This is a genomic window from Streptomyces sp. NPDC002851 (assembly GCF_053591935.1).
In genome coordinates, this window is the sequence record NZ_JBSFUT010000011.1 from 64,686 (window position 1) to 89,651 (window position 24,966).

The window sequence follows — 24,966 nt, forward strand, 5'->3', positions numbered from 1 at the left end:
GCCTCGTCACAACGGGCCGGAACGCGCCGGACAGAGACCCCGCAGCGGCCGACTCGTGACCTTGGTGACGCAGAGTGGACACATAGCGGAGTGGACACGTACCTGACACACCGGAACACACCGGACCGCAGTGACACCGCAGCACGCAGTAACACCCCAGCACGCAATAACGCCGCAGCACACTGAACGCACCACGCACGGAGGAACCCCAGGATGGCAGCCGGCCACGAGCACGAGCACGGCGGTCAGGTCGGTCCGTACCGGCTGCTGCGCCTCCTGGGCAGCGGCGGTATGGGCCGGGTCCACCTCGCGCGTTCCGCGGGCGGCCGCACCGTCGCCGTCAAGCTGATCAAGGCGGAGCTGGCCGCCGAGCCGCTGTTCCGGCAGCGGTTCCGGATGGAGGTCGAGGCGGCGCGGCGGGTCGGCGACCGCTGGACCGCGCCCGTGCTCGACGCCGATACGGAGGCCGCGACGCCCTGGGTCGCCACCGGCTATATCGCGGGCCCGTCCCTCGAGTACCTCGTCTCGCCGCGCGGCCACGGCCCGCTGCCCGCCGATTCCGTCCGCACGCTCGCGTACGGCCTGGCCGGGGCGCTGCTCGACATCCACGGCGCCGGGCTCGTGCACCGCGACCTCAAGCCGTCCAACGTACTGATCACCATCGACGGGCCCCGGGTCATCGACTTCGGCATCGCGCGGGCCCTGGACACGGTCCCCGAGACGACGCTGACCACCGCGGGCATGGTCGTCGGCTCGCCCAGCTTCATGTCGCCGGAGCAGATCAGGGGCGAACCGGTGACCCCGGCGAGCGATGTGTTCTGCATGGGGGCGCTGCTCGCGTACGCGGCGACCGGGCAGCCGCCGTTCGGCAGCGGGAGCGCCGGGAACGTGCACGCGGTGATGTACCGGATCGCGCAGGAGGAGCCGGACCTCGCGGGGATCGAGGAGCCGCTGCGCTCCCTCATCGCCGACTGCCTCGCCAAGGATCCGGCGGCGCGGCCCGCGCCCGAGGAGGTCACCGAGCGGGTGCAGCCGGTGCCGTCCGGCACCTCGTCGCCGCCGTGGCTGCCCGCCCGGATCATCGCCGAACTCGGCCGGAACGCCGTGCAGTTGCTCGATACGGACACTCCGCCTCATGCCACTGCTGCCGAGCCCTCTCTCGGTGCGGATACGGGCACGGATACGGGTGCGGGTACGGACGTGGGTACGGACGTGGGGGCGGGTGCGGGCGCGGACTCCGGGCACGAGCCGTTGACCCTCACGCTGCCGAAGCCGGACCCGGCCCCGGGCCCGACCCCGCACGGACCGCACGCGGCCGAGCACCCGCACCAGGTCTACGCGACCCCGACGCCCCCCGCCGCCCCGGCCGCCCCGGACCCCGCCCCCGCACCCCCGCCCCGCCGCGGACGACGCCTGGCGGCCCTCGCCCTCGGCGTCGTCGCCGTGGTGGCCGCGGCCGGGGTCGCCGCGACGACCGCCGGGATCGGGCCGTTCGGCGGGGGCGGGAACAAGCCGCAAAGCGGCGGCCCCGCCTCCGACGTACCGCGCGACTACGTCGGCACCTGGGCGGGCGAGGTGGAGCGGGACGGCGAACCCACCGGCCAGTTCCGGCGGTTCGTCATCAGCAAGGGTCAGGTCGGCGAGGTGGTCGCCAACAGCATCAGCCTCGGCAAGTCGTACGCGTGCAAGAGCGACGGCAAGCTCGCCGCCGACGTACCCGGCACCGGGCCGATGCGCCTCGACACCAAGGTGGTCGGCAGCGTCCCCGCCGGCCGCTGTTCGGCACTCGGCGAGCACCGGCTCACCGCCGAGGGCGGCGACACGCTCCGCTGGCAGGCGGCGGGCCGCACCGCCGTTCTGCACAAGGTCCGCGGGCCCGAGCGGCTTCCGGCCGCACTCCTCGGCACCTGGAGCCGCGCGCTGCCGAACGGCGGCACCCAGCGGATGACCGTCACGCAGAAGGCCGTGGGCAGCGCCGCGGCGAGGCTGGTCTCGGACGGTCCCGCGGAGCACTGCGAGGCGGGCATGGACCTGGTCTCGGCCGGGGCCGGTGACCACGTGGTGCGCATGGCCCCGCCCGCGGTGGATCGCGCGGCGTCCTCGGGTGCGTGCACCACGGGGCAGGCGTCGACGCTGCGTGTCCAGGCCGGGACGCTGGTCCGGGAGTTCCCGGATGGCAGGACGCTGCGGTACGAGCGCGAGGCCTAGGCTCCCCGGCTTCCGTCACACGTATCCGTGCCGTCGGCTCGGTTGCCGCACCTGGCGGCTGCGCCCCCAGACCCCCGATCGCGCTGAACGCGCTCGTCCTCAAACGCCGGACGGGCTGAAACAGTTGCCCCGTTCGGCGCAGCCGTTCACCCGCACAGCCACCCCCGGGCCGCCCCCGCATGCGTTCCGCACGTCCAACGCATTGGCTCGGTGGTAACGGAGCACGGGACCACCCCAGTTCCGGCGGCGCCGTCGGGGTGCCGCCTCCCGGGCTTCTGTGGAGGACATTGCTCATGCGTACGATGCGAATATCCCTGCGCTCCGGGCTCGCCATCGCCGCCGTCGCGGCCCCGTTCGCCCTTGCCGCGAGCCCGGCGGCAGCGGCCCACGCCGCGCCGATCACCGGCATCAATGTGACCGTGAGCGGCTCGTTCGTGCAGGTCACCACGACGGACTGCCCCAACGGCGGCCGGGCCTCCCTGATGGGGCGCGGAAATGCCAGCTTCGCCGGGGGCGAGCAGGTCGATCTCGCCAGGGGCGGCGACCGGCAGAGCGCCTCCTGGCAGGGTGTCAGCCCAGGAACGTACACGGTGGCGGTGATCTGCTCGGGCGGTGAGTCCGCCGGTTCGCAGCGGGTCACGGTCAGCGGTGCGCCGTCACCCTCGCCCACGGTCGCCCCCACGGGATCGCCCACGGCCCCGACCGGCCAGGTCAGAGGCGGTCTCGGCGGTGTCGCCGAGGACGACGGCTTCGGACGGCCCGGCCAGATCGTCGCGGGTGCCGCACTCGCCACGACCGTGGGCATCGGAGGTGTCCTTCTGATGGGGCGGCGGCGCCGGTCGCGGCGCCATTGAGTCTCGTCCGCACACGCCGGACGGGCTCTCTTCGGCCCGTCCGGTACGACGACGTACGGAAGTGAGCGAACGGTGCCTTCCTCCTCGTACCGCTGTCTCCCCCGGATCAGGCCCCCGCTGGCCGGGCTCACCGCACTCGGCGTGCTCATCGGCGGCTGGCTGATGTCCGAGGGCGTACGGGCCGACGAACAGCCGCCGCGTGCGCCCCTCGCACAGGCCGATGCCGCCGCGCACGCGACGCGTGGCCGGACCGCGCCCGCGCTGCCCGCCGCCCGTCCGCTGCGGATGCGCATACCGTCGATCGGCGTCGACACCGATGTGATCGGGCTCGGGCTGCTTCCGGACGGCACGCTGGACGTGCCGCCGGAAGGGCAGACGCAGTTGGCGGGCTGGTACGAGGGCGGCACAGCGCCCGGCGCGGTCGGCACCGCGATCACGGCCGGGCACCTCGACTCGGCCACCGGGCCCGCGATCTTCTACCGCCTCGGCGCGGTGCAGCCCGGCGACACCGTGGAGGTGGACCGGGAGGACGGGCGCACCGCCGTCTTCACCGTGGACACCGTCGAGTTGGTGCCCGGCGACGCCTTTCCCGACACGAAGGTGTACGGCCAGTCGGACCGGCCCGAACTGCGCGTGATCACCTGCGGCGGGGTGTTCCGCGGCGCCGGGTTCGGCTACCAGGGCAATACGGTGGTGTACGCGCGGCTCACCGACAGCCGGTGGACCTAGGGCCTGTGTCGGAAGTCCCGCCCGCCCTCCGGGCGGACGACGCGACTTCCGACACAGGCCCTACCGGAGTTACGCACCGTAGAGGCCCTCGATCTCCCGCTCGTACGCGGCCGCGACCGCATGGCGCTTGATCTTCAGGGACGGGGTGAGCAGCCCGTTCTCCTCGGTGAACTCGCCCTCGACGATCACGAATGCACGGATCGACTCGGCGCGTGAGACGGCCTCGTTGGCGTAGTCGACCGCCTTCTGGACGTCCGCGATCATCCGCGGGTCCTTGATCACCTCGGCCATGGAGGTGCCCTTCGGCGCCTTGCGGACGGCGAGCCAGTGCTCGACGGCGTCGGGTTCGAGGGTGATGACGGCGCCGATGAAGGGGCGGTTGTCGCCGACGACGATGCACTGCCCGATGGGTGGGCGGCTGCGCAGCCGGTCCTCCAGGACGGCGGGCGAGACGTTCTTGCCGCCGGTGGTGATCAGGATGTCCTTCTTCCTTCCGGTGATCGTGAGGTAGCCGTCGTCGTCGAGTTCGCCGAGGTCGCCGGTGGCGAACCAGCCGTCGTCCAGGGCGCGTTCGGTGGCGTCCTCGTTGTTCCAGTACGAGCCGAAGACGATGCCGCCCTTGATCAGGACCTCGCCGTCGTCCGCGATCCGCACCGAGGTGCCGGGCACCGGCAGGCCGACGGTGCCCGGGCGCGGCGTCAGTGGCGGGATGATGGTGGCGGCGGCCGTCGTCTCGGTCAGCCCGTACCCCTCGTACACGATGATCCCGGCCGCGTAGAAGAAGAGGTTGAGCCGCCGGTCCAGGGGCGAACCGCCGCTGATGGCATAGCGCAGCCGACCGCCGACCTCCTTGCGGATGCGGCGGTAGACAAGCAGGTCGTAGAGCGCCCAGGCGAGATAGAGCCCGAGCGAGGGGCCCTTGCCGCGCTCCAGGAACTTGTCGAGATACGCCTCGCCGAACCGCACCCCGATGCGGTCGGCCCGCTCGAACGACGCGCCGCGCCCGATCTTCTCGGCGGTCGCGCGCCCGGTGTCGTGGATCTTCTCGAAGAGGTACGGCACGCCGACCACGAACGTCGGCCGGAAGGACCGCAGTTCGGGGCGGAGCTCATCGGGCTTGATGCTGGGGCAGTGGCCGATCTCGATGCGCGCGAGCATGCAGGCGACCTGGATGACCCGGCCCAGGATGTGCGCGAGCGGCAGGAAGAGCAGGGTCGAGGCGATCTGGCCGGTGACCTCCTTGAAGATGGGGTGGAGGAGGTCGACGGTGTTGGCTGCCTCGGCGTGCAGGTTGCCGTGGGTGAGGACGCAGCCCTTGGGCTTTCCGGTGGTGCCGGAGGTGTAGCAGAGGGTGGCGATGGTGTCGGGGGTGAGCGCGGCCCGCCGCTTGCCGACCTCTTCTTCGGCTACGTCCCGGCCCAGGGTGGCGAGTTCGACGATCGCGCCGGAGTCCAGTTCCCAGACGCGCAGGGCATCGGGTTCCGGGAGCTCGGCCGCGGCGGTGCGCACCGTCGCCACGTTCTCGGGGGTCTCGGCGATCAGGAAGCGGGCCCCGGAGTCCCGTACGATCCACTCCACCTGCTCGGCCGACGAGGTGGCGTAGATGGGTACGGTCTGCCCGCCCGCTGCCCAGATGGCGAAGTCCAGGACGGCCCACTCGTAGCGCGTACGCGACATCAGCGCGACCCTGCCGCCCGGTTCGAGGCCCGCGGCGATCAATCCCTTGGCGGCGGCGGTCACTTCGCGGGCGAAGTCCGCGGCCGTCACGGGCCGCCAGGCGTCGCCCTCCTTGCGGTGCAGGACCACCGCGTCGGGATCCTCGGCGGCGTTGGTGAACGGGATGTCCGCGGTGGTGGCCCCGTCGGCCGGGCGCTCGGCGAGCGGGGCGGTGCGCACCTCGCGTACGACGCCGTTCTCCCTGATGAGTTCGGTATGGACGCGCGCCGCCAGGTCGCTGCGCTGCTTCGCCCTCTTCAGATCCTTGCGTACGCCCATGGTGGCTCCGTGTGTCGGCCTGCGGTGCGAAGTTGCTTACGCACCGGTCAACTTACCGATGCGTAAGAAGAAATCAATGGGTCTGGCCAGACTCTGACTTCTGAGTAAGCTTACTCACGAGTAAGAAATGGACCAGGGGTAGCGAGGAGGCTTCCATGGCGGACAGCGGCAACCCGGACAACTTGGCGGAACTCGACTTCTCGAGCGTCTCCCCCGAGGAGTTCGCGAGGATCGTGAAGGGTCTCTCCACGAAGGAGATCAACGAGATCGCGCGGGACGAGGCGCTGCGGGCTCGCGTCCTCACCGAGGTCTTCGGGCGCATGGAACGGCAGTTCAAGCCGGAGACGGCGGGCACGCTCAAGGCGCTGATCCGCTGGAAGGTGGGCGGCGTCAGCGAGGCGGTCTACGAGACCGAGATCGACGACGGCCGCTGCACGGTCCGCGAGGGCCGCAGCACTGCCGAGCCGCGGGTCACCCTGGTCATGGGCGATGCGGAGTTCCTCAAGCTGGTCTCCGGCAACGCCAGCCCCATCACGCTGTTCATGACGCGCAAGCTCAAGGTCGCGGGCGATGTCGCGCTCGCCTCGGGGCTCACTCGCTACTTCGACATACCCAAGGCGTGATCGTCCATGACCGGGTTCTCTCTTGAACTGACCGAGGAACAGCAGGACTTGCGGGAATGGGTGCACGGCTTCGCGGCCGAGGTGGTGCGCCCGGCGGCGGCCGAGTGGGACGAGCGCGAGGAGACTCCCTGGCCCATCATCCAGGAGGCCGCGAAGATCGGCCTGTACGGATTCGAGTCCCTGGCCGACCTCTTCGGCGATCCCACCGGGGTCTCGCTCCAGATCGCCAACGAGGAGCTGTTCTGGGGTGACGCCGGGATCGGCATGGCCCTGTTCGGCACCTCGCTCGCGGTCGCCGGGATCTTCTCGGCCGGTACGCCGGACCAGCTCGCCGAGTGGGTGCCGCAGTGCTTCGGGGACGAGGACGCACCGAAGCTCGCGGCGTTCTGCGTCTCGGAGCCGCAGGCGGGTTCGGACGTCTCGGCGATGCGGACCCGGGCGCGGTACGACGAGGCCAAGGACGAGTGGGTGATCGGCGGGCAGAAGGCCTGGATCACCAACGGTGGCATCGCCGACGTGCATGTGGTGGTCGCCTCGGTGGAGCCCGGGCTCGGCGCCCGCGGCCAGGCGGCGTTCATCGTGCCGCCGGGCACTCCGGGACTCGAAGGCGCCCGAAAGATCCGCAAGTTGGGGCTTCGCGCCTCGCATACGGCGGATGTCTTTCTCGATGACGTACGGGTTCCGGGGCACTGTCTGCTCGGGGGCAAGGAGCGGCTCGACGCTCGGCTTGCCCGGGCTCGGCAGGGTGCTCCCGGGGGCGGTTCGGGAGGCGGCTCCGGTTCCGGTTCCGGCGGTACGAGCAAGGGCGGCAAGGGGCAGGCCGCGATGGCCACGTTCGAGGTGAGCCGCCCGACCGTCGGCGCCCAGGCGCTCGGAATCGCGCGCGCCGCGTACGAGTACGCGCTCGAATACGCCGGGGACCGCGAGGCGTTCGGCCGCCCCATCATCGAGAACCAGTCGATCGCCTTCGCCCTCGCCGACCTGCGCACCGAGATCGAGGCGGTACGGCTGCTCATCTGGCAGGCCGCCTGGATGGCCCGCAACGACAGGACCTTCGACGCGGGCCAGGGCTCCATGTCCAAGCTGCGCGCGGGCGAACTGGCCGTCGCGGCAACGGAGAAGGCCATCCAGGTGCTCGGCGGCGCCGGGTACAGCCGGGAGCATCCGGTGGAGCGGATGTACCGGGACGCGAAGATCTACACGATCTTCGAGGGGACGAGTGAGATCCAGCGCCTGGTGATCGCTCGGGCCATCTCGGGGCGGCACATTCGCTGACCCCGGGTGTCCGAAACGTGATCGATCCGCAACCCAAAACGCTGCTCCCCGCGCCCCCTTCGTACGTCACATTCACGACAGCAGGACGAGTGGAGGGGGTCCGGCATGGGTGGACGGGATCGGTTCGAGGGATTCGGTGATCGGCGCCGGAGGTTGCGAGGGCTGAGGGGGCTGAGGAGGCTTGTGGCCCTCGCCGCGGCCGGGGGCATCCTGCTCACCGGCTGCTCCGGCAGCGGCAATCAAGCCACGGGCGCCGTCGACAAGGGCCGCTCCGGGGGCGGCGCAGAGGGTGCCATGCCCGCGCCCGGCCAGGGCGGCGCGGCCGAGGGCGACAAGCGGCAGGAGAACGGGAAGGACGTAGCGCCCGATCCCGACCATCTCTCCACCTTCGCCCTCGACGTCGACACCGCGTCGTACGGCTATGCCCGGCGCACCCTCGGCGAGGGCCGGATGCCCGCGCCGTCCACGGTCCGCCCGGAGGAGTTCATCAACAGCTTCCAGCAGGAGTACGCGCAGCCCGAGGGCAACGGGCTCGCGGTCAGCACGGACGGGGCCCGGGCGCCGGGCGAGAGCGCGGCCGACGGGGACTGGTCGCTGCTGCGCGTCGGGCTCGCCAGCAAGGCCGCACCGGATGCGTCCCAACGTCCGCCCGCCGCCCTGACGTTCGTCATCGACGTCTCCGGTTCCATGTCCGAACCCGGCCGCCTCGATCTCGTACGGGACTCCCTGCGGGTCATGACGAACCAGCTGCGCCCCGAGGACTCGGTGGCGATCGTGACGTTCAGCAGCGAGGCCGAGACCGTACTGCCGATGACCCGCCTGGGCGGACACGCGGCCGAAGGCGGTGAGGGCGGCGCGGGCGAAGGCGCGGGCGAGGACGCGGCCAGGAGCGGCAACCGCGGCCGGGTGCACGCGGCCATCGACGAGCTGCGGCCGACCGACTCCACCAACCTCGACGCGGGCATCCGCACCGGCTACGACACGGCCGTCGAGGGCCACCGCCCCGGCGCCACCAACCGCGTCGTGCTGCTCTCCGACGCGCTCGCCAACACCGGCGAGACCAGCGCCGACGCCATCCTGGAGCAGATCTCCACGGCCCGCCGCGAGCACGGCATCACGCTCTTCGGGGTCGGCGTGGGCAGCGAGTACGGCGACGCCCTGATGGAGCGGCTCGCGGACAAGGGCGACGGGCACACCACGTACGTCTCTACTGAAGAAGAGGCGCGCAAGGTGTTCGTCGACGACCTGCCCACCCATATCGAGCTGCGCGCCCGCGACGCCAAGGCGCAGGTCGCCTTCGACCCGGAGACGGTCGAATCGTTCCGGCTCATCGGCTACGACAACCGGCGCGTCGCCGACGAGGACTTCCGCGACGACCTCGTGGACGGCGGCGAGGTCGGCCCCGGCCACACGGTGACGGCCCTGTACGCCGTGCGCCTCAAGGAGTCGGCGAGCGGGGAGTCGGACGGGGGCGGGGGCGGGGGCCGGGTCGCCACCGCCACGGTCCGCTGGCTCGACCCGAAGACCCGCGCACCGCACGAGAGTTCCTCGACCGTCGACGCCGCGGACCTGCGGGGCTCGCTCTGGGGCAGCGCCGACCGCGGACTCCAGGTCGCCGCGTCGGCCGCCTACTTCGCGGACGCGCTGCGCTCTGCGGGCCGTCCGGACACGGGGACGTACCGCCCGTCCCCGTGCGGCGCGGGCGCGAGCCACTGCTCGGACGGCGCCGAGCCCGCCGATTCCGGTTTCAACCCGAAGGGCACCGGCACCGGCGACGGCGACGGCGACCGCTTCATCAGGATCCCGGGGACGATGTCCCTGGCCGAACTCCAGGGCCAGGTGGATCGCCTGGCACGGGACACGGGCGAGGCGGACATACGCCAACTCGCGACGGCCGTAGGCCAGGCGGCGGATCTGACGTAGGCCCTCTCGGCGGCTATCCGGGGCGGGCGCAGGCCGGGTCGCAGGCCGGACGGTCGCCCGAAGGTGCCGTGACCAGGCGTAATTCGGGCTGCCGCCGGTGTGCCCCGCCCCGCCGGGCGCCCCGCTCGGGTCAGGGTGCTTGCCATGGCACACACCACGTACGACCACGCACACACCACGCATGAGCACGCACACACCTCACGAACCATGGGCACCGCAGGCCGCGACCGGACCGCGGGGGTCGGCTCCGGGCGCCGGTGGCCGTCCGGCCGCGGGCGGGTGGTTCTGCTGTGCGGGCTGCCCGCCCTGGCCGTGCTCGTCGCCGGGTACCAGCGGCGGTGGATGTCCGACGACGCGCATATCTACGTGCGCACGGTGCGGCAGATCCTCGCGGGCAACGGACCCGTGTTCAACCCCGGCGAGCGCGCCGAGGCGTCCACCGGCACCCTGTGGCAGTGGCTCCTCGCCGCCGCCGGGCTGCCCGGTGCCGATGTGCCGAGCGCCGCGGTGTACGGCGGGCTGCTGCTCACGGCCGCCGGGTTCGCGCTCGCCGGGCTCGGCTGTGTGCGCCTGTACGGCACCACGCGCGCGCTGCCGTTCGGCGCCCTCGTGCTGCTCGCGCTGCCGCCCGTATGGGACTTCGCGACCTCCGGCCTGGAGACCGGGCTCGCCACCTGCTGGCTCGCGGGTGCTTGGCTGCTCCTCGTCACATCGCCGGGCGCCGCGATGACGTGCTTCGTCGCCGGGCTCGGCCCGCTCGTACGGCCCGATCTGGGCCTGGTGTCCGTGGTGCTGCTCGGCGCCCAGTGGCTGATGGTGCGGCCGTCGTGGCGGCGCGCCCTCGCCGGGGCGGGAATCGCGGGCGCGGCCCCGGCGGCGTACGAACTCTTCCGCGCGGGTTACTACGGGCACCTGGTGCCGCTGCCCGCCGTCACCAAGGAGGCGTCCCAGAGCCTGTGGGCGCGCGGCTTCGGCTATCTCGCGGACTTCGCGAGCCCTTATCTGCTGTGGGTGCCCGCGCTGTTCGTGCTCGCTCCCGTCCTCGCTGCCGTGCTCGGTGCCGTGCTTGCCGCCGTACTGCGGGTGCGTCGCGGACACGAGGCGAGGGTGGTGCGTCGCGGACACCGGGCGAGGGTGGTGCGTCGCGGTCCGGATCTCGGACTTCCGCTCGTGCCCGCGCTCGCGCCGGTCGTCGCCGGGGCGCTCTGCTGGGTGTACGTCATCAAGGTCGGCGGGGACTTCATGCACGGGCGGATGCTGCTGCCGGGACTGTTCCTGATGCTCCTTCCGGTCTTCGTCGTGCCCCTCACCCGCGTCTCGGCGCTCGCCGCCGCGGGGCTCGCCGTCTGGGCCCTGGTCTGCGCCGGGTGGCTGCGGATGCCGTACGAGGGGCAGCTCGGCCCGGGCGGCATCGCCGACGAACGCGGCGTGTACGTCCGCCAGAACGCCGACCCGCACCCGGTGCACCACACCTTCGCCGGTACCGACGGGCCTGCCGCGTACGGGGCGCTGGCCCGCCGGGCGGAACCGGCGAGCCTGCTGCTCGGCCACACCCGGGTCGCCGCGAACACACCCGAGGTGACCGGTGTCTACACCGTGCTCGGCCATAACGGCACCTCGGTCCCCCTCTCCGGCGCGGCCCTCGACCCGATCGGCCTCGCCTACCCGCTGGCCGCGCACTCCCAGCGCGACCCGAACCGCCGCGTCGGGCACGACAAGCACCTCCCGGTGGAGTGGATCGTCGCCGACCGCGGCACCGGTGAACTGCCGCCCGGCGCCGACCCGGTGAAGCTGGCCGCCGCACAACGCGCCCTGCGCTGCCCGGCCCTGGCCGAACTGCGTGCCGCGACCGAGGCCCCGCTCACCCCGGACCGCTTCCTGCGCAACCTCACCGGGGCATGGGACCGGACGGCCCTGCGCTTCCCGACGGACCCGGTGGCGGCGGAGCGGGAGCTGTGCCAGTAGGCCCAGGACCGGCAACCGGTTCCGGCCAGGACCTAGCGGGTGTCTCCCCGAGACGGGCCCTAACTCACGATGTCCTTACGGGCAAAGCCCCGGAACGCCAGCGCCACCAGGACCAGTGCGTACGCCACGGACACCGCCGCGCCCTGCGCCATGCCGCCCCACTCGGGTATCGGCTGGAGCGCGTCGATCCAGGCGAACTGCCAGTGCGCGGGCAGGAAGTCACGCCAGTCGCCCAGGGCCGTGACCGCGTCCAGGACGTTCCCGACGATCGTCAGGCCGACGGCGCCGCCGACCGCGCCGAGCGGGGCGTCCGTCTTGGTGGAGAGCCAGAACGCAAGCCCCGCCGTGACCAGTTGGGACACGAAGATGTACGCCACCACGACGAAGAGCCGACCCGCGACCGTGCCGGACGGCACCGCACCGCCCGTGGGCAGTTCGAGCGGCCCCCAGCCGTACGCCACCGTGCCGACCGCGAGCGCGACCAGCGGGAGCAGCAGCATGGCTGCCGCGCTCAGGCCGAGCGCGACCGCGAGCTTGCTCCACAGGAGCCGGGCCCGGGGCACCGGGGCGGCCAGGAGGTAGCGCAGCGACGACCAGCTCGCCTCGGACGCCACGGTGTCCCCGCAGAACAGCGCCACCGGCACCACAAGCAGGAAGCCCGCCGAGACGAAGAGGCAGGTGGCGGCGAAGTTCGCGCCGGAGGCCGTGGCCGTCTGCATCAGCGTCGCGCCGCGCTCCGGGTTGGCGTCCGGGGTGCCGCCGATGGCGAACGCCGCGACCAGGATCAGCGGCAGCACCGCGAGGACACCGGCCATGACCAGGGTCCGGCGCCGCTTGAGCTGCCGCAGCGCCTCCACCCTGAGGGGCAGGGTGCGCCGGGGACGGTACCCGGGCGCGGAGATGTCCCGCCCCGCCTCGGTGCGCGTGGTCATGCCGTCCCTCCGATCAGGGTCAGGAAGGCGTCCTCCAGCCTTCGGTGCGGGCCGATGCCGGTCACCGGAACCTCCAGGCGGACCAGTTCCGCGAGGAGTTCCGCGACCGTCGCGCCGTCGAGCCGGACGAGCACGCCGCCCTCGGCCGCGGTCGCCGACGCCACGCCCTCCAGGGCGCCCATCTTCTCGACCAGGGCCTCTTCGGGCGCCCGCTCGGTGGCGACCAGGAGCGTCTCGCCGGAGCCGATGATCTCGGCGACGGGGCCCGCCTGGACGAGTCGGCCGCGGTCCATCACCACCAGGTGCGTGCAGGTCTGCTCGACCTCGGCGAGCAGATGGCTGGAGACGATGACGGTGCGCCCCTGGGCGGCGTACCGGATCAGGACCTCGCGCATCTCGCGGATCTGCGGCGGGTCGAGCCCGTTCGTGGGCTCGTCCAGGATCAGCAGGTCCGGCAGGCCGAGCATGGCCTGGGCGATGGCGAGGCGCTGCCGCATGCCCTGCGAGTACGAGCGCACCGCGCGCGCGAGCGCGTTACCGAGCCCGGCGATCTCCAACGCCTCTTCTACGTGGGCGTCTTCGGCGGGGCGGCCGGTGGCGCGCCAGTACAGTTCGAGGTTCTCGCGGCCCGAGAGGTGCGGCAGGAAGCCCGCGCCCTCGACGAACGCGCCGACCCGGGACAGGACCGGGGCGCCCGGCCGCACGGCGTGCCCGAAGACCCGGATCTCGCCGCCGTCGGGCGTGATCAGGCCCATCAGCATCCGCAGCGTCGTCGTCTTCCCGGCGCCGTTGGGCCCGAGCAGGCCGAGCACCTGGCCCTTCTCGACGCGGAAGGAGAGGTCCTGGACGGCGTACGCGTCGCTGTCCTTGCCGTACCGCTTCGTCAAGTCCTCGATGCGCAGCGGCACTTCGGCGAGTGCCGGGTCCGGGGCCGGGGGCGCGGTGCGGCGGCGCACGCCGATCAGGAGCGCGGCCGCGGCGACGAGCCCGGCGAGCGGCAGCCACCACACCCAGGCGGGCAGCGGCGTGGCCGCGGTCTCCACGCCCGGAGCCGTGGGCACCCGCAGGTCGCCGTCGACGGTCACGGTGTACGTCGCGGGCTCGACCGGTGAGGCGTATCCGAGGTCGGTGGCGGAGAGCACGAGCCGCAGCCGGTGCCCGGCCCGCACCTCGTGGTCGATGGCGGGCAGCGTCAGCTCGACCTCGCGACCCTTGCCGCCCGCGCCGCCGTTGCCGTTGCTCCCGCCACCCGCGTCCTCGACCCGGAAGGGGGCCACCAGCTGGGCGGGCAGCACCTGTTGTCTGCCGTCGGGCCCGACGTCGTAGACCTTCCCGAAGAGCACCGCGTCCTTGTGGTCGGAGGCCACGCGCACGGTCACCTTGGGTGAGCCGGTGATGCGCAGGTCCTTCTTCAGTGGCGCGGTGTCGAACCGGGCGAACTGGCCGGGGAAGTCCATCGAGAGGCCGCCGAGGCCGAGCGAGGAGAGCTGGGCGAGATTGCCGCCGAGCCCCGGCACGGACGAGATCGCGGGCGGGCTCGAACCCGCCGGGTTGGTCAGGGACTTGGTGCCGCCGCTGAGCGGGATGTTCCGCGTGCCGCTGTCCAGGCCGGGGTACCCCTCGTCGGTGGCGCCGCGCAGCCGGGTGCGGCCGTCCGTGGAGTCGACGCCGCCCGCGCGGCTGACGCGGAACGGGGCGCCCGTGTCGGCGGACTTGTCGCCCTTCAGGTAGCGGTCGAACCAGGCGTCCACGCGCGCGGACACCCGGCCCTGCTCCATGTCACCGCCGTCGTGGCCGCCGGCGATCCAGTCGACGGCCACCGGGGCGCCGTTGTCCCCGATGGTCTGGGCCATGGCGTCGGCCTGGCCGAGCGGGAAGAGCGAGTCGGTCTGGCCCTGCACGATCAGGCTGGGCACCTTGATCTTGTCGCCGACGGCGGAGGGGCTGCGCTCCTCCAGGAGTTTCCGGGCCGCGTCGTCCGGCTTACCCGCCACCGCGACCCGTTCGTACATCTCGCACAGCTGCTTCTCGAAGCTCTCGCAGCCGCCGCCCGTGGCGAAGAACACGCCCGTCCACAGCTTCTTGAGGACGCCGTCGGGGAACAGCGAGTCCGCGAGGTTCCAGTAGGTGATCAGCGGGGCGATGGCGTCGACCCGGCGGTCGTGTCCGGCGGCGAGCAGCGAGACCGCGCCGCCGTACGAGGCGCCGGTGACGCCCACGCGCGGGTCGCCCTCGCCGTCGAGCTGGACCTCGGGGCGGTCGGCGAGCCAGTCGATGAGCCGGGAGACGTCGGCGACCTCGCCCTTCGGGGCGTTCAGGCCGATCTTTCCGCCCGATTTGCCGAAGCCGCGCGCGGACCAGGTGAGCACCGCGTACCCGTCCCGGGCCAGTTGCTCGGCCTGGGCGCGCACGTCCTCCTTGCTGCCGCCGAAGCCGTGGCCGATGAGCACGGCGGGGCGGGCGGTGTCGGTGCTTCCGGCGGTGAAGTACGAGGTGTCGATCCGTACCGGCGGCTCGCCGCCGTCCCGCGTGCCGTCCATCGGCAGCATGCGGTCCTGGCGTCGTACCTCGGGGCCGTCGTCGGAGGCCACGGACGCCGCCGTCGCCGTCCCGGCGCCGCCGAACACGGCGACGGCGGCCGCGATCGCGAGCAGCCGCCGTCCGCGCGGGCGGCCCGGGGCACCGGACCGAAATCTGGACCATCGACGGTTCATGCGATCAACCGTACGGGCGGCCACTGACATTCGCGCTCGACCGGGGGCGGAACACGTCGACCTCCCCAGGTCGTACAAGGGCGGTGCCGCATACCGCAGCCGTGGTACGAACGCCCGCATGGAGATCCGACGTGCGACCGCTGTGGACGAACTGCTCGCCGCCTCGCCGCTGTTCGACGGCCCGGCACGGCCCGAGTGGGCCCGCGGCTTCCTGGACGCCCCCGGACACCATCTCTTCCTCGCGTACGCCGCCGGGGCCGAGGCGCCGGTGGGCTTCATCACGGGCATCGAGATGTGCCATCCCGACAAGGGCGTGGAGATGTGCCTGTACGAGCTGGCGGTCGCCGAGCCGTACCGGCGCCGTGGCATCGCCTCCGCCCTGATCGCCGAGCTCGCCGCGCTCGCGGAGGAGCGCGGCTGCTACGACATGTGGGTCGGGGTCGACCTGGACAACCACGGCGCCCTGGCCGCGTACCGTGCGACCGGGGCCGTCGCGGAGGGCGGATGTGCCGTACTGACCTGGCAGTTCACCCGCACCTGAGCCGCGACGCGCCCCGGTCGTACTTCGCTGGTGTGCAGCTCAGTGGTTACGCGGGAACCCGAGGTCCACCCCGGACGGCGCGTCCGCCGGGTCGGGCCAGCGGGTCGTGACGACCTTGCCGCGGGTGTAGAAGTGCGTGCCGTCGTTGCCGTAGATGTGGTGGTCGCCGAAGAGGGAGTCCTTCCAGCCACCGAAGGAGTGGTAGCCCACCGGCACCGGGATCGGCACGTTCACGCCGACCATGCCGGCCTCGACCTCCAGTTGGAAGCGGCGGGCGGCGCCGCCGTCCCGGGTGAAGATCGCCGTGCCGTTCCCGAAGGGGGAGTTGTTGATGAGGGCGAGGCCCTCCTCGTACGTCTCGGCGCGCAGGACGCACAGGACCGGGCCGAAGATCTCGTCCTTGTAGGCGTCCGCGGTCACCGGCACCCGGTCGAGCAGCGAGAGCCCGATCCAGTGGCCGTTCTCGTAGCCCTCGACCGTGTACCCGGTGCCGTCGAGGACGACCTCGCAGCCCTGGTCCGCGGCGCCCTTCACATAAGAAGCGACCTTGTCGCGGTGGGCGGCCGTGATGAGCGGGCCCATCTCGGAGGACGGGTCGTCGCCCGGGCCGATCTTGATCTTCTCGGCGCGCTCCCGGATCTTGGCCACGAGCTCGTCGCCGGTCGCACCGACCGCCACCACCGCGGAGATCGCCATGCAGCGCTCACCGGCCGAGCCGTAGGCCGCCGAGACCGCGGCGTCCGCGGCCGCGTCCAGGTCGGCGTCGGGCAGCACCAGCATGTGGTTCTTGGCGCCGCCCAGCGCCTGGACGCGCTTGCCGTTGGCCGACGCCGTGGTGTGAATGTAGCGGGCGATCGGGGTGGAGCCCACGAAGGAGACGGCCGCCACGTCCGGGTGCTCGAGGAGCCGGTCGACGGCCACCTTGTCGCCGTGCACGACGTTGAAGACCCCGTCCGGAAGCCCCGCCTCCGAGAGGAGCTCGGCGATCTTCAGGGACGGTGACGGGTCCTTCTCCGAAGGCTTCAGGACGAAGGTGTTGCCGCACGCGATGGCCAGCGGGAACATCCACATCGGCACCATCGCGGGGAAGTTGAACGGCGTGATGCCCGCGACGACGCCGAGCGGCTGGCGGATCGAGGAGACGTCCACGCGGGTGGCCACCGACGTGGACAGCTCGCCCTTGAGCTGCACCGTGATCCCGCACGCCAGGTCGACGATCTCCAGGCCGCGGGCGACCTCGCCGAGCGCGTCCGAGTGCACCTTGCCGTGCTCGGCGGTGATCAGCGCGGCGATCTCGTCCCGGTGCTGGTCGAGCAGGGCGCGGAACTTGAAGAGGATCGTCGTGCGCTGCGCCAGCGACGACTGCCCCCAGGTCCGGTACGCCTCCTTGGCGGCGGCGACCGCGGCGTCCACCTCGGCGGCCGAGGCGAAGTCGACCCGCCGGGCCACCTCGCCGGTCGCCGGGTCCGTCACGGGCCCGGAATTCCCCGAGGTTCCCGCAACGGTCTTGCCGCCGATCCAGTGGTGCAAGGTGTTCGTCATGACGTCAAGCTCCTTCGCAGCGGGCGGCTCTACAGGGGCCCGGAAAACAGGGCCGCCCTATAGGGGTCCATAAGCAACGGGGTCCGTAGGGCTCACAGAGGGCGGCGTCGTGCCCCTGCCTGCCTGTCGTACTCCTCACGGGCCTTGACCGCGGCTGTGCGGTGCGCGGTCTCGGCCACCGGAACATCCCACCACGCCTGCGCGGGCGGCACGCCCGACACTCTGTCTGACATTTCGGTCTCCACATAGACACCTGTGGGGCCGTCGGCGGCACGCGCGCGTGCGAGGGCTTCGCGCAGGTCACGCACCGTTTTCGCGCGCAGTACGGGCATCCCGAGCGAGGCCGCGTTGGCGGCCAGGTCCACGGGCAGGACGTCTCCGGTGTACGTCCCGTCCGTCGCCTGGAAGCGGTACGCGGTGCCGAGCCGCTCGCCGCCGACCGTCTCGGAGAGGCCACCGATGGACGCGTACCCGTGGTTCTGGAGGATCACGACCTTGATGGGCAGGCCGCGCTGGACGGCGGTGACGATTTCGGTGGGCATCATCAGATACGTCCCGTCGCCGACCAGGGCCCACACCGGCCGCCCCGGCGCGGCCAGCTGAACGCCGAGCGCCGCCGGAATCTCGTATCCCATACAGGAGTAGCCGTATTCCACGTGGTACTGAAGTGGAGACCGGGTCCGCCACAGCTTGTGCAGGTCGCCGGGGAGCGACCCGGCGGCGTTGATCAGTACGTCCTCGTCGGTCACCAGGGCGTCCAGGCAGCCGAGGACCTGGGCCTGGGTGGGCACGGCGTCCTGGTCGGGCGCGGCGTAGGCGGCGGTGACCTGCTCCTCCCAGCGGGCCTTGGCCTCGGTGTACTCGGCCTCGTAGACGGCGTCCACGCGATAGCCGGGGCTCTCCCCGGTGCCCTGCCGCAGCTCCCGCTCCAGCACCTCCAGGCCCACGCGCGCGTCCCCCACCAGCGCGGTAGCGGCGCCCATCTTGTGGGCGTCGAAACCGGTGATGTTGAGGTTGACGAAGCGGACCTCGGGGTTCTCGAACAGCGTCGAGGACGCGGTGGTGAAGTCGGTGTAGCGGGTGCCGACGCCGAGCACCAGGTCGGCGGTGCGGGCGAGGTGGTCAGCGACGGCGGTCCCGGTGTGCCCGATGCCGCCGACGTCGGCCGGGTGGTCGTACCGGAGCGAGCCCTTCCCCGCCTGGGTGGCGGCGACGGGGATGCCGGTGGCGTCGGCGAGCTCCTTGAGGGCCTGCTCGGCCCCGCTGTAGTGCACACCACCGCCCGCGACAATCAACGGCCGCCGGGCGGAACTCAGCGCACGTACCGCTTCGTTGACATCGTGAGAGTCCGGCTCCGGTGCCCGCACCCGCCACACCCGGTCCGCGAAGAACTCCTCGGGCCAGTCGTAGGCCTCCGCCTGCACGTCCTGCGGCAGCGCGAGCGTCACGGCACCCGTCGCGGCGGGATCGGCGAGCACCCGCATGGCCTGAAGCGCGGCCGGGATCAGCGCCTCGGGCCGGGTGATGCGGTCGAAGTACCGGGAGACGGGCCGCAGACAGTCATTGACCGATACGTCGCCCGCATACGGCACTTCGAGCTGTTGCAGGACCGGATCGGCGGGCCGGGTGGCGAAGACGTCACCGGGGAGCAGCAGCACGGGGAGGTGGTTGATGGTCGCAAGCGCGGCGCCGGTGACGAGATTGGTGGCACCGGGACCGATGGAGGTGGTGACGGCCTGCGCCGAGAGCCGCCCGGACTGGCGGGCGTAGCCGACGGCGGCGTGCACCATGGCCTGTTCGTTGCGCCCCTGGTAGTACGGCATGGCGTCGCCGTACTCGACGAGCGCCTGCCCGACCCCGGCGACATTGCCGTGCCCGAAGATCCCCCAGGTCGCGGCGATCAGCCGCTGCCGGGTGCCGTCCCGCTCGGTGAACTGCCGGGCCAGGAAAGCGATCAGGGCCTGGGCGACGGTGAGGCGACGCGTGCCGCCGGAGGAGCCGGACGCCGACGGCGTGGTGGTGCTCATCGGGCTCATCGGTAACCCTCCTGATGATCGGGGTGGAAGCAGATCTTCCATTCCCGTTCCTCGCCGGGTCCCGCCATGACGTTCAGGTAGTACATGGCGTGGCCGGGCTGGGCGATGGACGGGCCGTGCCAGCCGTCCGGGACGAGCACGGCGTCGCCGCCGCGCACCTCGGCGAGCACGTCCGTGCCGCCAGGCCGCGACGGCGAGACCCGCTGGTAGCCGAGCCCGGCACGGCCCGCGCGCTCCTCGATCTCGAAGTAGTAGATCTCCTCCAACTGCGCCTCGACGCCCGGGCGGTGCTCGTCGTGCTTGTGCGGGGGATACGAGGACCAGTTGCCGCCCGGCGTGATCACCTCCACGGCGATCAGGCGGTCGCAGTCGAAGACCCCGGCGGCGCCGAAGTTCCGTACCTCGCGCGCGCACTTGCCGCTGCCGCGCTGCTCGACCGGAACCTCCGGCGCGGGGCCGTAGCGGGCGGGGAGTCTGCGCTCGCACCTCGCTCCTGCCAGGGCGAAGCGGCCTCCCGCGCCGGAGGCGATCTGGGCGTGGGCGTCGCGCGGCAGATAAGCGAAGTCACTGACTCCGCCGAACACGCTGTCCCGGCCCACGAGTTCGAAGAACTCACCTGCCACCTGCACCGTACAGCCGCCGCCGAGGGGAACGAGGATCCACTCGCTGTCTCCGGTGGAGAACGGGTGCAGCGCGCCCGGAGCCAGCTCGAGCACGCGCAGCCCGGCGTACTCCCAGGGGACCTCCCGGGCGACGTTCTTCGGGTCGATGTCCAGGGCGTACGGCCCCATGGCCGCACTGCCCGCCGGTACGTGCATCACGCCTCCTAAACTCACGGTACGTCCCGTGTGGGGGGCCAGGGGGAGACACCCCCTAGGCCCTGCCTTCGGACTCGGCCTGACCGAGCAGCGCGGCGGCGGTGTCGACGGCCGCCGCCACGTCATCATCCGCCGGGTAGAGCAGCGAGCGCCCCACGACAAGCCCTTGGACGGTGGGCAGTTGCAGCGCTTTGCGCCATTGTTCGTACGTCTCGTCGGGCCGGTCCCCGCGTACGTCACCGCCGAGCAGCACCGCCGGAAGCGTGGACGCCTCCATCGCGCGGGCCATGCCGTCCGGGTCCGGGGCGCCGTCCGGGCCCTCGGTGACGGGGACCTTCAGCCAGGTGTACGCGGAGGTGCCGGCCAGCCCGGAGGCGATCGCGATCGACGTGGCGACCGCCTCCGGGCTGAGGTCGTTGCACACCCGCCCGTCGACCCGCCGGGACAGAAACGGCTCGACGAACACGGGCAGCTGACGCTCCGCCATCTCGTCGATGACCCGGGCGGCGGCGTGCAAAGTGGCGAGCGAGCCGGGGTCACGGTGATCGATACGGAGCAGCAGCTTCCCCGCGTCCAGGCCGAGCCGGGCCAGATCTCGGGGTCGATGGCCGGTGAACCGGTCGTCGAGCTCGAAGACGGAACCGGCAAGTCCGCCACGGTTCATCGACCCGATAGCGATCTTGTGGTCCAGGGCGCCGAGCAGCAGCAGATCATCGAGGACGTCGGCACTGGCGAGCACCCCGTCGACGCCGGGCCGGGACAGCGCGAGACAGAGGCGTTCGAGCAGGTCAAGGCGGTTGGCCATGGCGAAGCGGCGGTCCCCGACGGCGAGCGCGCCGCGCGCCGGATGATCCGCGGCGACGATGAGCAGCCGCCCGCGCTCCCCGAGCAGCGGCCGCCGCCCACGCCGCGCGGCCGCCTCGGCCACGGCCCCCGGCCACCGGGCCCGCGTCCGGGCCAGCTCGGCGGGGCTGATCCGGCCGACGAGGCTCGTCCCGGCGGTACCGGTTCCGGTTCCGACTCCGGTTCCGGCTTCGACTCCGGCTCTGGTGGAGTCAGGGGTTCCGGCGGTTATCGGAGACCCGGTGGTCCGCCCCGGCCGCGGTGTGATCATGCTGCGTCGCCTTCCAAAGTGGCCGTCACCTCGTCGGCGTACGGCATCGCGGAGGAGCAGGCGAGCCGGGACGCGACGATGGCCCCGGCCGCATTGGCGTACCGCATGATCCGCGTCAACTCCCAGCCGCCGAGCAGTCCGTGACACAGCGCGCCGCCGAAGGCGTCTCCGGCGCCGAGCCCGTTGACGACCTCGACGGGAACCGGCGGGACCTCGGCACTTTCGCCGTCGCTGTTCATCGCGAGTACGCCCTTGGGTCCCTGCTTCACGACGGCGAGCCGGACCCCGGCCTCGAGCAGCGCGCGAGCGGCGGCGTACGGCTCGCGCTCGCCGGTGGCGACCTCGCACTCGTCGAGGTTGCCGACGGCGACGGTGGCGTGGGCGAGCGCCTGCCGGTAGTACGGCCTGGCCTGCTCGGGGCCGTCGGTCCAGAACATGGGCCGCCAGTCGAGGTCGAAGACCGTCGCCATCCCTGCCTTGGCCCGCTGTTCGAGGGCGTAAAGCGTGGCCGTCCGGCTCGGCTCCTCGCTCAGGCCGGTCCCGGTCACCCAGAACACCCGCGCCGCGCGGATCGCTTCGAGGTCGAGCTCGCCGGGGTGGATCTCCAGGTCGGGGGCCTTGGGGCGGCGGTAGAAGTAGAGCGGGAAGTCGTCCGGCGGGAAGATCTCGCAGAACGTCACCGGGGTCGGCAGCCCGGCCACGGGCGTCACCCAGCGGTCGTCGACGCCGAACTCCCGCAGCGCCTCGTGCAGATACTCCCCGAACGGGTCCTGCCCGGTCCGGGTGATCACGGCGGTGCGGCGGCCGAGGCGGGCCGCGGCGACCGCGACATTCGCGGCGGAGCCGCCGAGGAACTTCCCGAAGGTCTCGACTTGCGCGAGCGCCACCCCAGTCTGCAGCGGATAAAGATCGACCCCGATCCGTCCCAGCGTGATCAGGTCGTACGGGGCCGAATTGCCGGCTGCCATGCCATCGTGGGTCACCAACCGCTCCCTTCGATGTTCCTTCGCTCGTGGGCCGGGTCCCACGTCTAGCCCCGGGCGGAACCCCTGTCAACATTTTGTCCTTACATTAGGACCATGCCTTGACAGCGGTCGGAAAACGGCCAGATCCTTGCGGCCATGACGACGACGCTGTCGCGAATCCGGATCGGCTCGGCACCCGACTCTTGGGGCGTGTGGTTCCCCGACGACCCGCACCAAGTCCCCTGGAAACGCTTCCTCGACGAGGTCGCCGAGTCCGGCTACGAGTGGATCGAGCTCGGACCGTACGGCTATCTGCCCACCGACCCGGCCGTACTCGGCGCCGAGACCGCACGCCGTGGCCTGAAGGTGTCGGCCGGCACCGTCTTCACCGGCCTGCACCACGGCCCCGCCGTCTGGGACGCCACCTGGGAACACGTCTCGCGCGTGGCCGCCCTGACCCGCGACATGGGCGCGGACCACCTGGTCGTCATCCCCTCCTTCTGGCGCGACGACAAGACCGGAAAGGTCCTGGAGGACCGTGAGCTCACGGCCGAGCAGTGGCGTCAACTCGCCGCGGGCACCGAAAGGTTGGGACGTGAAGTCGGCGAACGCTACGGTCTGCGGATCGTCGTGCACCCGCACGCCGACACCCATATCGACACCGAGGAGAACGTCACCCGTTTCCTCGACGCCACCGACTCGGAGCTGGTCTCGCTGTGTCTGGACACCGGGCATTACGCGTACTGCGGCGGGGACAACGTCAAGCTGATCGAGACGTACGGCTCCCGCATCGGCTACCTCCACCTCAAGCAGGTCGACCCCGACATCCTCGCGGCCGTGCGGGCCGAGGAGTTGCCCTTCGGCCCGGCCGTGGCCCGCGGCGTGATGTGCGAACCGCCCTCCGGGGCACCCGCTCTGGAACCGGTCCTCGCCGCCGCGCAGGGCCTGGGCGTCGAGCTCTTCGCCATCGTGGAACAGGACATGTATCCATGCCCTCCCGACCAGCCACTGCCCATCGCCCGCCGGACCCGTCAATACCTGCGCAGCTGCGGGGCCTAGCGGGCGTCGTACGGCGGCACGGGCCCGGGGCTTGTGTCATACGGGCGTACGGGGCACGGTCGCGCGCTCTACAGAAGTACAGAGCGCGTCAGCCACGTGCGCCACAGAAGTACGGGACGCCGCGGCCGCGCGCGCCACAGAAGTACGGGACGCGGCCATGAGCCCGCCCGTGGTCGCACTCCGCTGCCCCTCCGGCACCTGGGAGCGCGCCACGGGCATGCCCCACTCCCGGCTGCGCCCCGGCGTCATCGCGTACCGGGGCTTCCGGCTCGACCTCGGCAGCCCGCGCCGCCGCCTGGAGGCGCCGGTCGGCGCGGTGACCCTGATGCTCGGCTTCGAGCAGGGGCAGTTGCGGCTGCACCGCGCGGGCCGCCCCACCGTCACCCGCACCTCCGTGCTCTCCGGCCTGCACACCGCCCCGGTGCTCGGCGAGCACGACGGACGGCTCGCCGGGATCGAGGTGCTCATCGCCCCCTGGGCCGCCTTCACCCTCTTCGGCGTCCCCCAGTACGAACTCGCCGACCAGGTCACCGACCCGGTCGAGTCACTGCCGCGCCGCCCCGTACGGGCGGAGCCGCTGGGGCAACGCTGACGACCTCGCCGACGCGCTCGCCGCGCTGCCCACCTGGTCCGCCCGGTTCGCCCTGCTAGACGAGGTGCTGCTCCGCTGGGCCGCCGCCGGAACGCCCTGCTCCGCCCGCACCGCCCGCGCCTGGGACACGCTCGTCCGCACCCACGGGACGCTTCCGGTGCGCCGTCTCGCCGACGAAGTGGGCTGGAGCGTACGGCAGCTGGAGTCCCGCTTCCGGGAGCAGATCGGCCTCGGCCCGAAGGCCGCGGCCCGGGTCCTTCGGCTCCAGCGCGCCCGCCGGATGCTCGCCGCCGGGCACTCCCAGGCCGAGACCGCGGCAACCTGCGGCTTCTACGACCAGTCGCACCTCAGCGGCGAATTCCGCGCGCTGACCGGGTGCACGCCGGGCGAGTTCACCGCGGCCCGGCGCGCGGCGCTCGGCGCCAAGGGGTTGCCGGGGCCGCCCGGACCCGACCGCCTCGCGGGCGAGGCCACCAGCCTGGTACTGCCTCCCGGCAGGGGCACGCGCTTCTCGAGGACCGGCAGGCTCGCCTGAGACCACGCTCAGGACCTCTCCCCTCACCTCTCGCCTATCCCTCGCGTATCGCTCGCCTCGCAGCTCGGCTCGCCTCTCGGCGCATGCATCACCCTTGTCACGAACGTCCTTCTTCCGTCACACATGTCTCACTCACATGGGTTTCCCGTCACGTCCGCTCAACAAGCGCTCTCCACCGGTCACTCAGCGTCGTTCACCGGGCACAGCCTGATTCATCACCGAGTCCGCGCCCGGTCCCCCTGACGGCTCCCCCGGGCCGCCACCACGGCGCGAACAGGGAGGTGCCACTGATGACCGACCGTCGGCTCTGGTCGTACAAGGAGATCGCCGCACATATCCGCGTCCAGCCGGACACCGTGCGCTCCTACCGCAAGCACGGCCTGCTCCCCCCGCCCGACCACGTGGAGGCGGGCAAGCCGTTCTGGTACGCGGACACCATCCGCACCTGGGTCAACGCCCGCCCCGGCAACCGTAGCCGCGGCCAGAAGTGACAAGGGGGGCCCGCCACGCACGGGCCCCCCTTGGCCGCTTACCCCCTAGGGGTAT

At 72.2% G+C, this 24,966-nt stretch carries 20 protein-coding genes; 12 read left to right on the plus strand and 8 right to left on the minus strand.

The window, feature by feature from the left end; translation table 11 throughout:
• Nucleotides 1–213: 213 nt before the first annotated feature.
• The 3 genes from ACWD10_RS14210 (at nt 214) to ACWD10_RS14220 (ending at nt 3,791) form a co-directional block, all read left to right on the plus strand.
• On the plus strand, nt 214–2,208 hold the full coding sequence (locus tag ACWD10_RS14210; RefSeq protein WP_451090519.1) for a serine/threonine-protein kinase: 1,995 nt from the start codon (nt 214–216) through the stop codon (nt 2,206–2,208).
• A gap of 293 nt (nt 2,209–2,501) precedes the next feature.
• Nucleotides 2,502–3,062 carry a hypothetical protein gene (locus tag ACWD10_RS14215; RefSeq protein ID WP_451090521.1) on the plus strand — a complete coding sequence of 187 codons (561 nt, stop codon included), beginning with the start codon at nt 2,502–2,504 and terminating at the stop codon, nt 3,060–3,062.
• A 72-nt stretch (nt 3,063–3,134) separates the two neighbouring features.
• The gene (locus ACWD10_RS14220; protein WP_451090523.1) at nt 3,135–3,791 is read left to right on the plus strand and encodes a class F sortase; all 657 of its coding nucleotides are present in this window, start codon (nt 3,135–3,137) and stop codon (nt 3,789–3,791) included.
• Nucleotides 3,792–3,860: 69 nt separating this feature from the next.
• Here the strand turns inward: ACWD10_RS14220 and ACWD10_RS14225 are convergent, their stop codons facing one another.
• The gene (locus tag ACWD10_RS14225; protein WP_451090525.1) at nt 3,861–5,786 is read right to left on the minus strand and encodes an AMP-dependent synthetase/ligase; all 1,926 of its coding nucleotides are present in this window, start codon (nt 5,784–5,786) and stop codon (nt 3,861–3,863) included.
• 155 nt (nt 5,787–5,941) lie between these two features.
• Here ACWD10_RS14225 and ACWD10_RS14230 point away from each other — a divergent pair, with 155 nt between their 5' ends.
• The 4 genes from ACWD10_RS14230 (at nt 5,942) to ACWD10_RS14245 (ending at nt 11,572) form a co-directional block, all read left to right on the plus strand.
• A complete protein-coding gene (locus ACWD10_RS14230) occupies nt 5,942–6,409 on the plus strand; it encodes an SCP2 sterol-binding domain-containing protein (protein ID WP_451090527.1) in 468 nt (155 codons plus the stop codon).
• 6 nt (nt 6,410–6,415) lie between these two features.
• Complete coding sequence (locus ACWD10_RS14235) at nt 6,416–7,684, plus strand: acyl-CoA dehydrogenase family protein (RefSeq protein WP_451090529.1); 1,269 nt, start codon at nt 6,416–6,418, stop codon at nt 7,682–7,684.
• 105 nt (nt 7,685–7,789) lie between these two features.
• Nucleotides 7,790–9,607: a YfbK domain-containing protein gene (locus ACWD10_RS14240; protein ID WP_451090531.1), complete on the plus strand. Its 1,818-nt coding sequence runs from the start codon at nt 7,790–7,792 to the stop codon at nt 9,605–9,607.
• A gap of 144 nt (nt 9,608–9,751) precedes the next feature.
• Nucleotides 9,752–11,572, plus strand: coding sequence for a hypothetical protein (locus tag ACWD10_RS14245; RefSeq protein WP_451090533.1), 1,821 nt, complete (start codon nt 9,752–9,754; stop codon nt 11,570–11,572).
• Nucleotides 11,573–11,631: 59 nt separating this feature from the next.
• On the opposite strand, the gene ACWD10_RS14250 is transcribed toward ACWD10_RS14245, so the two are convergent.
• Together ACWD10_RS14250 and ACWD10_RS14255 are read right to left on the minus strand one after the other, a co-directional pair.
• On the minus strand, nt 11,632–12,504 hold the full coding sequence (locus ACWD10_RS14250) for an ABC transporter permease (protein ID WP_451090535.1): 873 nt from the start codon (nt 12,502–12,504) through the stop codon (nt 11,632–11,634).
• The gene (locus ACWD10_RS14255; RefSeq protein WP_451090537.1) at nt 12,501–15,218 is read right to left on the minus strand and encodes an alpha/beta fold hydrolase; all 2,718 of its coding nucleotides are present in this window, start codon (nt 15,216–15,218) and stop codon (nt 12,501–12,503) included. The genes ACWD10_RS14250 and ACWD10_RS14255 overlap by 4 nt, the downstream gene beginning before the upstream one ends.
• A 118-nt stretch (nt 15,219–15,336) precedes the next feature.
• On the opposite strand from ACWD10_RS14255, the gene ACWD10_RS14260 reads away from it, so the two are divergent.
• Complete coding sequence (locus ACWD10_RS14260) at nt 15,337–15,759, plus strand: GNAT family N-acetyltransferase (protein ID WP_451090539.1); 423 nt, start codon at nt 15,337–15,339, stop codon at nt 15,757–15,759.
• Between the two features lie 39 nt (nt 15,760–15,798).
• Here ACWD10_RS14260 and mmsA read toward each other — a convergent pair whose 3' ends face one another.
• The 5 genes from mmsA to iolC all read right to left on the minus strand — a co-directional run bounded on the left by mmsA (nt 15,799) and on the right by iolC (nt 22,237).
• Nucleotides 15,799–17,301 (minus strand): CoA-acylating methylmalonate-semialdehyde dehydrogenase, encoded by a 1,503-nt coding sequence (gene mmsA, locus ACWD10_RS14265; protein WP_451090541.1) that lies wholly within the window; start codon nt 17,299–17,301, stop codon nt 15,799–15,801.
• A gap of 92 nt (nt 17,302–17,393) precedes the next feature.
• The gene (gene iolD / locus ACWD10_RS14270) at nt 17,394–19,337 is read right to left on the minus strand and encodes a 3D-(3,5/4)-trihydroxycyclohexane-1,2-dione acylhydrolase (decyclizing) (RefSeq protein WP_451090543.1); all 1,944 of its coding nucleotides are present in this window, start codon (nt 19,335–19,337) and stop codon (nt 17,394–17,396) included.
• The gene (iolB, locus tag ACWD10_RS14275) at nt 19,334–20,155 is read right to left on the minus strand and encodes a 5-deoxy-glucuronate isomerase (protein WP_451090545.1); all 822 of its coding nucleotides are present in this window, start codon (nt 20,153–20,155) and stop codon (nt 19,334–19,336) included. Before iolB ends, iolD begins: the two co-directional genes overlap by 4 nt.
• A 55-nt stretch (nt 20,156–20,210) precedes the next feature.
• Nucleotides 20,211–21,269: a Cgl0159 family (beta/alpha)8-fold protein gene (locus ACWD10_RS14280; protein WP_451090547.1), complete on the minus strand. Its 1,059-nt coding sequence runs from the start codon at nt 21,267–21,269 to the stop codon at nt 20,211–20,213.
• Nucleotides 21,266–22,237: a 5-dehydro-2-deoxygluconokinase gene (iolC, locus tag ACWD10_RS14285; RefSeq protein WP_451090549.1), complete on the minus strand. Its 972-nt coding sequence runs from the start codon at nt 22,235–22,237 to the stop codon at nt 21,266–21,268. Before iolC ends, ACWD10_RS14280 begins: the two co-directional genes overlap by 4 nt.
• A 153-nt stretch (nt 22,238–22,390) precedes the next feature.
• On the opposite strand from iolC, the gene ACWD10_RS14290 reads away from it, so the two are divergent.
• The 4 genes from ACWD10_RS14290 (at nt 22,391) to ACWD10_RS14305 (ending at nt 24,911) form a co-directional block, all read left to right on the plus strand.
• The gene (locus ACWD10_RS14290) at nt 22,391–23,293 is read left to right on the plus strand and encodes a sugar phosphate isomerase/epimerase family protein (protein WP_451090551.1); all 903 of its coding nucleotides are present in this window, start codon (nt 22,391–22,393) and stop codon (nt 23,291–23,293) included.
• Nucleotides 23,294–23,450: 157 nt separating this feature from the next.
• A complete protein-coding gene (locus tag ACWD10_RS14295; protein ID WP_451090553.1) occupies nt 23,451–23,885 on the plus strand; it encodes a hypothetical protein in 435 nt (144 codons plus the stop codon).
• Nucleotides 23,886–23,949: 64 nt separating this feature from the next.
• Entirely contained in the window at nt 23,950–24,420 is a 471-nt protein-coding gene (locus tag ACWD10_RS14300) for a helix-turn-helix transcriptional regulator (protein ID WP_451090555.1), read from the plus strand.
• Between the two features lie 290 nt (nt 24,421–24,710).
• Nucleotides 24,711–24,911, plus strand: coding sequence for a helix-turn-helix transcriptional regulator (locus ACWD10_RS14305; RefSeq protein ID WP_451090557.1), 201 nt, complete (start codon nt 24,711–24,713; stop codon nt 24,909–24,911).
• The last annotated feature ends 55 nt before the right edge of the window (nt 24,912–24,966 follow it).